At 37.7% G+C, this 7,594-nt stretch carries 5 protein-coding genes; all 5 read left to right on the top strand.

Annotated features, from left to right (window positions below; genetic code table 11):
* Nucleotides 1-635: 635 nt before the first annotated feature.
* The 5 genes from H6G06_RS14745 to H6G06_RS14725 all read left to right on the top strand — a co-directional run bounded on the left by H6G06_RS14745 (nucleotide 636) and on the right by H6G06_RS14725 (nucleotide 7,207).
* Nucleotides 636-1,805 carry an RpoD/SigA family RNA polymerase sigma factor gene (locus tag H6G06_RS14745; RefSeq protein WP_190561355.1) on the top strand — a complete coding sequence of 390 codons (1,170 nt, stop codon included), beginning with the start codon at nucleotides 636-638 and terminating at the stop codon, nucleotides 1,803-1,805.
* Between the two features lie 93 nt (nucleotides 1,806-1,898).
* Complete coding sequence (locus H6G06_RS14740; RefSeq protein ID WP_190561353.1) at nucleotides 1,899-2,390, top strand: GNAT family N-acetyltransferase; 492 nt, start codon at nucleotides 1,899-1,901, stop codon at nucleotides 2,388-2,390.
* A gap of 437 nt (nucleotides 2,391-2,827) precedes the next feature.
* Nucleotides 2,828-3,163, top strand: coding sequence for a cytochrome c6 PetJ (gene petJ, locus H6G06_RS14735; protein ID WP_190561351.1), 336 nt, complete (start codon nucleotides 2,828-2,830; stop codon nucleotides 3,161-3,163).
* Nucleotides 3,164-3,487: 324 nt separating this feature from the next.
* Nucleotides 3,488-4,810 carry an energy transducer TonB gene (locus tag H6G06_RS14730; protein WP_190561349.1) on the top strand — a complete coding sequence of 441 codons (1,323 nt, stop codon included), beginning with the start codon at nucleotides 3,488-3,490 and terminating at the stop codon, nucleotides 4,808-4,810.
* A gap of 315 nt (nucleotides 4,811-5,125) precedes the next feature.
* The gene (locus H6G06_RS14725; RefSeq protein ID WP_190561347.1) at nucleotides 5,126-7,207 is read left to right on the top strand and encodes a TonB-dependent receptor plug domain-containing protein; all 2,082 of its coding nucleotides are present in this window, start codon (nucleotides 5,126-5,128) and stop codon (nucleotides 7,205-7,207) included.
* The last annotated feature ends 387 nt before the right edge of the window (nucleotides 7,208-7,594 follow it).

Below are 7,594 nucleotides of genomic sequence, written 5' to 3'. Positions count from 1 at the left end.
TTCACTCTCTGCTATTTCAATTTTAAAAGTACGGCTCATGGTTATTTTGATTTATCAAGTTTGTTTTCTCTATTATATGCAGCTTCATATTAAATTGGTATTAGATGTTAATCAATCATTTTTTTTATCTACTAAATAGGTAGTAGGGTTTTTCCACCTATCGATAGATATTCAAGATATTTTGTATGTGAGATGCTCTTATACAATCAAGATTGTCCGGATTTTAAGCTACCATTTTTGTAATTTGGATCATTTGGGAAGCTTTAACTTGGGAAGCTTTAACTTTCTTACTCCAAATCAGACAAAACTTCATGAAAATACATGAAAATTTAATGTATAGGGTCTTTAGATGGAATTTTTATATTTGTTAAGGTTGAGAATGTTTGAGGGGGGTTTGACATATTTGGTGATTAAGAAAAAAATTAGGAATATGTCTGCTGGTAGTGGGAAAAGATGGTATTTTGGGTGCAAAGACAAGATAAGTTGTATCTAAATGTGACCAAAACATGACAGGCAGATACAGATTTTCATTCCGACTCAGGAATTTTCAAGAAGATTGTATTTGACTGAGTATATGGGTGAATATGCCCCTAGTAAAAACTAACTATTCTCAAACGAGCAGCTGTCACTAAATTATGTACCAAACAAAGCAACTATCCCGAAAGGAAACTATGAATCTTGCTGAATTGGGAACAATGGAAATACTGGATAACGCTGCTGATCATGAAGAACCATCACTTGATAGTTTAGATGCAGTAGTATTTGAAGACTCTTCAATTGTCGAAAATTTGGAGTCAGATGAACGGGATGGGGATGAAATGGCAGCCGCTCGTCCGTCGGGATATAATAAGACCGAACATGACGATGCTGTGGGCGCGTTTTTTAAAGAAATGGCGCGTTATCCCCTCCTTAAGCCGGACGAAGAAGTAGAGTTAGCGCGACGGGTTAGGTTTGTAGAAGAAGTAAAAGACTTACAAGCTGCTTTAGAAGCAGAACTGGGACAAAACCCCAGCAAAAGCGAGGTCGCTGCTAAGTTTGACATGACAGAAAAACAACTGGAAAGTCGGTTGTATCAAGGACGGGTAGCGAAGCGGAAAATGATTCGCTCGAATTTACGGTTGGTAGTTTCTATTGCTAAACGATATCTCAACCGGGGTGTTCCTTTTCTGGATTTGATTCAGGAAGGGGCCATGGGTTTAAATCGCGCTACAGAGAAGTTTGATCCTGATAAGGGCTATAAGTTTTCGACTTACGCTTATTGGTGGATTAGACAGGCAATTACACGAGCGATCGCTAATGATGCTCGCACTATCCGTCTACCAATCCATATTGTTGAAAAACTCAACAAACTTAAAAAAGCCCAAAGAGAACTTAAGCAAAAACTAGCTCGCAACCCCACGGAAGCCGAAATGGCAGAATGTTTGGAAATTAGCGTCCAACAACTGCGTCAACTTCAGCAACTGCGTCGTCAAGCACTTTCCCTTAACCACCGTGTCGGTAAAGAAGAAGACACAGAATTAATGGATTTGCTGGAAGACGAAGATAACCAATCTCCAGAAGCAAAAATGAATGAAAACATGATGCGTCAGGAGATTTGGGAAGTCTTAGGAGACGTACTCACCCCCAGGGAAAAAGACGTAATTTCTTTACGCTATGGACTGACAACCAGCGAACCCTGCACCTTGGAAGAAGTTGGTAATATGTTCAATCTTTCCCGTGAACGAGTACGCCAAATTCAAAGTAAAGCTATGCGGAAATTACGCCGTCCCCATATAGCTAAACGCTTAAAGGGTTGGTTAATCTAAGTCATTGGTCATTAGTCATTAGTCATTAGTTAAGAAAATTTACACACTTAGCTATAAGCTATGTATGGACTTTGAACTATACGCTCAATACTAATGACTTACCATAGTGACTTAATTATCCGGTTCGCCCAAGCTAGTGATAGTGCTGTACTGTTTGAATTGATTCAGGGATTGGCAGAATACGAAAAATTATCTGATGCTGTTACTGGTAACGCTCAAGCATTAAAAGAGCATCTATTTGGTGAACCAAAATATATAGAGGCAATTTTAGCTGAAGTTGCAGGTAAGGCGGTGGGATTTGCATTATTTTTTCACAATTATTCTACCTTTCTTACCAAGCCAGGAATTTATCTCGAAGATTTATTTGTTCTCCCTGAATTTCGCCGCCAAGGTATTGGTAAAGCACTGCTGACTAAATTAGCAAAAATAGCTCTAGAGCGCAATTGTGGCCGCTTAGAGTGGAGTGTTTTAGATTGGAATGTGTCGGCACAGGAATTTTACCGCAGTATGGGAGCAGATATTTTAGAAGATTGGCGAATTTGTCGCGTGAGCGAAGCAGCAATAACTCAGCTGGCAAATAAATAAAAATGCGAAGAATTCACTTGTAGAGAGGTTCCATGGAACTTCTCTACATTTTTTTAAGAGCGAGCATCCCAAATATGTAAGTAGAGGAACGGGGACGGCGTTCTCGGTAGCGTGCTGGAGGCTCTTTTGTATTCTCAATCCTTACTTTAAAAAACCCAATACCCAGATCCCCGACTTCTTTGAGAAATCGGGGATCTATATCCTACTTAAAACTTTCCTTTCATCCTTAATGTTTAATTTATTCTTGCCAGTCCTAAATTTTAGGTTATATAAATTTACATTTATCCCAAACCCTTAAGCTCACCATCAATCAATCTAAAATCCTCAATTATCAAGCCCAAGTTTTACAGCCTGTCGTTTGACTTATGCAACTTAATCAAAAGAGAATTATAGAAGAGATTGCACCTAATCAGCAATTGTTGTAGAGAGAACACGAGATGAAAAAGATTATTTCTGTATTACTGCTAGGCATCACCATCTTCACCTTTGCCTTCAGTAGTCCAGCTTTAGCAGCAGATGCGGCTAGTGGCGCTAAACTATTTAGTGCTAATTGTGCTTCTTGTCATGCAGGTGGTAAAAATTTAGTCAATGCTGCTAAAAGCCTGAAAAAAGAAGCTTTGGAAAAGTACGGTCTGTACTCAACAGAAGGTATCATTGCTCAAGTTACAAATGGTAAAGGTGCTATGCCTGCCTTCAAGGATCGTTTAAAAGCAGCCCAAATTGAAGATGTAGCTGCTTACGTACTGGAACAAGCTGAAGCTGGCTGGAATTAACCCAATATCTAAGTTAATCACTTAATAATTAGCGGGAATAAAAGCCCCGCTAATTGTTCATGGCTGAAATTATCAAAGAGCGATCGCTGATTTACAAACAGCATCGGAATACTCTGCAAAACAAGAACAACCTCTTGTTTATAAGAAAAATTTAGACTTAATTAAAACTGTTCAACAACAAATATCATACTTCGTAAGAATTACTTAAAGCTCACATTTGACAGATGCAATAATTACTAATTATTAATTTTATTAATTAGCTTAAAATAGTCAATTTTGCTGTATTCTATTTAAGTAACTAATTATCACAAGTAATAATCGAATATGGGGTTTTCCAGCGTCGCTGTAGAACAGCGAGAAAAAGAGCTAAAAGCACTGAAATCTTTTCTCCTCTACAGTCTCATTTGTTCATTAGGATTACATATTGGTATCCTAGCCTTAGGTATTAGTAAATTTCTACAAAGAGTTCCTGAAACCAAAGATCAACCAATTGAAATCACAATTATTGAAACAGTACCCCAAAAAGTAACCAAACCACAAGAAATTCAAAAATCCCAACTAAAGATAAATTCTGGTGGTGGTGGTAGTCTCGGTGGTAGTAATAATAACCCTAAAAGTTCTATTTCAGCAGCAACCGCCATCAGGGTGACTAACCCTTCTCTTACACCTATAGTCAAACAACCCCAGACGCGAACTATTCCTGAACCTGCGATAACACCACCTACAGAAAAAACTACCCCCATAGAAAAAATTACTCCTGAACCGACAACAACACAACCGATCAGAAAAACTACCCCCATAGAAAAATTAACTGAAAAATTAGAGACACCAGCAACTACTCAACCCACACCGGATCAAACTGTCATACCGAACACAAAACTTTCAAATAATGTTGAAGCGCCAAAGTCAACAACTCCAGTCAGTGTAACTTCTAACAATACTTCCAGAAGTCCACTTAGTGGAAATACTTCTAGTAATTTAGGTAATCGTTTAAGAAATGGCTTCAGTAAAGGTACTAAAAATGGCGACGGAAATGGGACTGGAAATGGCGTGGGTAACGGTCAGGGAAATGGGACTGGAAATAGTGGCGGTAATGAAGTTGAGAACAAACCAAAAAAAGAGGATACACCAGTAGCGACAGCACCAAAACCTCCTCAAGAAAATGGTTCAAAATTAAATCGAGCAGATTGTATTAGATGTGATATCAAATATCCAGATAGAGCGAGACGGCGGGGTATAGAAGGTAAAGCAGAAGTTGCTATTGATACAGATGCTCATGGTAATGTTACTCTTGTGCGGTTAATTCGTTCCAGTGGTGATAGCGAACTAGATGAAGCTGCTCAACAAGCAGCACAAGAATGGAAATTAAAACCTACAGATGCTGGTAGACAAGGAGTGCGAGCTTCAGTTAATTTTGCTATTCAAGGATCACAGCGTCACCGCAAACTTCAAGAACGACGAAGAGAAACACAGAGAGAAGCAGCACAGAAAAAACCTGAAAAAGATGCTTCTACCCCAACTCCCCCCAGTCAACCAGTCAAATCGGATACAAATAATCAGGCTGATGAAAGTAGAACTGAGGAAGTAGCTGCACCTTCTTCTACAACCCCTCCTGAGTCAAATAAGAATTCAGAAAATAGTAATTAAAGAGGTTCTTCCGTACCTAATATGCAAAATCTAGACAAAAAAATCTCAGGAAGCTTAGTATGTATAGGAACTAAACCATAATTTTTAACATTATGGAAAAATATTGTCTCTTCCCCCTGTTCCCTTTATACACGATTGGTAATTTAGCATAACAAGTACCGAAGAACCATTAAAGAACAATATCCCAACTTCTTAAACATCCCCAACTTCTTGAAGAAGTCGGGAATCTGAAATATGACAGCTTGTCTTTTGACAAGTTTTTTATTAATAGAGACAATACTTGCATTTGTTTTTACCAGGTGTGAGATCAGAAATATGAATAAGAGTTTTTTTTTACCAGTTTCTTTACTAAGTTTACTGGTAGCTTTTCCTGCTGTAGCTGATGATAATGAAACTAAAGATAACGTCATAAATTCACATATTCCTAGTTTAAATGAAATCCAAATACCCGCCACAAATGCAAAATTATTAACTCAACAACCCGCAGCAAATGAAGTTGAGCCAGAAATTGAGCCAGAAGAAGATTTAACTCCTACAAATGATGCAGATATTTCCATAGAAGCAATTGGAGAAAAAGACGCTTTACCCGAATCTACACCAATTTATGTAATTGAAAAAGAAGAAATTCAAAAACAAGGTGCTACTAGCGTCGCTGATGTTTTAAAAAGAATGCCTGGTTTTGCTATCAATGATGTCGGACATGGTGCAGATATTCACACAGGTACATACTATCGTGGTGCATCTATTAATCAATCTGTTTTCTTGATTAACGGTAGACCTATAAACACAAATATCAACAATTATCACGGTAGCACAGATTTAAATAGCATTCCTGTAGAGTCAATTGAAAGAGTTGAATTATATAGCGGTGCTGCTTCCTCGTTATATGGTTCCTCAGCTTTTGGAGGAATTGTTAATATAATTACCAAAGAAGGTTATAGTCAGCCAAAATTAACTGGTAGTATAGAATTTGGCTCATTGAGTTTAAATAATCAACAGATAACTTATGCTGGTTCAGCTAATAAAGTAAAATATAACTTTAGCTTTGAAAGATATTTTATAGATAACCGTTACCGTGTTCCTGTTGGTGCTGCAAATCGTGATAACGAAGGTTTTTTATTCAATGCTGATACTGCAAAGAGTACCTATTTTGGTAGTATTGGTTTAGATTTAGATGCTAAAAATTCTTTGAATTTAGATGTTACTACACTTAGCAGTCGTCGGGGTTTAATTTATTTTGGGTTTCCTTTGCAAAGAGATAGATTAGACCATGATGGGTTGAATATTGGCTTATCTTGGAAAACTCGACTGGGTAAGGATAACGACTCAAATCTGACAACTACCATCGGTTATAACCAAAATTACTTTAGCACTTATGGACCAACAGGACTGGGATTTTACCGAACTGGAGTTTTAGATACTAAACAGATATCGGCCAGGGTTGATCACGAGTGGAAACTGAGTCAAAATAATCAATTGCGTTGGGGTATTGATTTACAGAATACTAACTTAAAGGGGGATGTTTTAAGTACAAACCCGACTCTTGCTGATAAAAATGAAAAGGAAGATAGAAATGTTTTAAATACGGCTTTATTTGCTGTTAATACATGGAATATTAGTGATGCTTTGCTAGTTGATTTAGGGTTAAGACAAAGCTTTGATAGCCAGTTTGGTAGTTATTTTAATCCTAGTGTTGGCTTACGTTATGCCCTTAATCCTGTAGTTGCAATTCGCGGAAGTTGGGCTGGAGCGCAACGCAATCCAGGTTTAGATCAATTATATGTTTTTGATACGGTTCATAATTGGAATCCCAACCCGGATTTAAAACCAGAAACTGGTTCAACTTGGACTGCGGGAGTGGATATTAATTTATCTAGTAAATTGCTGGCACAGTTTACTTATTTTGGCAGCAGTTTAGATAATCGGTTAGGAGTTATTAGTGGGAGATGGGAAAATATCGGCTTAGTAGATACCAATGGTTTAGAAGCTGCTTTGCAATTAAAAATAGCTCGTGATTGGTCTACTTTTGTTAACTATACTTATACAGATGCCCAAATCAAAACGGGAACAGATAAAGGGTTACAATTAGGTTTAATTCCTTTCTCTTTGTTGCAAAGTGGAATTGGTTATCAAAAGGATGGATGGCAAGCTAATTTGTATCTGACTTATAATAGTGGTACTCGTCGCTCTGTTTTTGCCAATACTGCTGGTGGTGATAAAAGTACAGATTTCTCGCCATCTTTTGTGAATTTAGATTTGAGTGGTCGAATTCCTGTAAGTAAAAATTTAGGACTGACTGTTTACTTAGAAAATTTACTGGGTGAACAATATGAACGAGTTAATCGGATTTATAGTCCTGGGTTTACTTTTCGGCTGGGTTTAACTACGAATATATAATTTCTCCATTTATGTAGGTTGGTTCAAGCGACAGCGCAACCCAACAAAAACTTTAATAATGATGTTGGGTTTCCTAACTCAACCGAACCTACTTTTTTATAAAAATATTTGGATATCTTATTGTTTAATATTACTAGGACTTACGCAAGATTGAACTCAAAACTTGATTCTTGCGTAGGGGTAATTCATGTAGCTTGCTTGCCCGTTGCGGTATTACCCCTACTTCGGTTCTGTTTTGCGTAAGTCCTGATTACTAAGTAACTTGGCACAATTAAATATAAAACCTCTCTCCAAACCTCTCCCCTACCAGGGGAGAGGCTTTGACTCCCCCTTCCCTAGTAGGGAAGGGGGCTGGGGGGTTAGGTTTATATTATATTTTTTAACGCC

Origin of the sequence: Anabaena sphaerica FACHB-251, assembly GCF_014696825.1 — a bacterium.
Classification (GTDB): Bacteria; Cyanobacteriota; Cyanobacteriia; order Cyanobacteriales; family Nostocaceae; genus RDYJ01.
Note: the sequence above shows the minus strand (reverse complement) of the source record. Positions and strands in the feature narration are given on the sequence as shown.

What these genes read in the sequence shown, in the direction of transcription:
- H6G06_RS14745 (WP_190561355.1), top strand. Translation starts at nt 636, where the DNA reads ATGTACCAAACAAAGCAACTATCCCGAAAGGAAACTATGAATCTTGCT.
- H6G06_RS14740 (WP_190561353.1), top strand. Translation starts at nt 1,899, where the DNA reads ATGACTTACCATAGTGACTTAATTATCCGGTTCGCCCAAGCTAGTGAT.
- petJ (WP_190561351.1), top strand. Translation starts at nt 2,828, where the DNA reads ATGAAAAAGATTATTTCTGTATTACTGCTAGGCATCACCATCTTCACC.
- H6G06_RS14730 (WP_190561349.1), top strand. Translation starts at nt 3,488, where the DNA reads ATGGGGTTTTCCAGCGTCGCTGTAGAACAGCGAGAAAAAGAGCTAAAA.
- H6G06_RS14725 (WP_190561347.1), top strand. Translation starts at nt 5,126, where the DNA reads ATGAATAAGAGTTTTTTTTTACCAGTTTCTTTACTAAGTTTACTGGTA.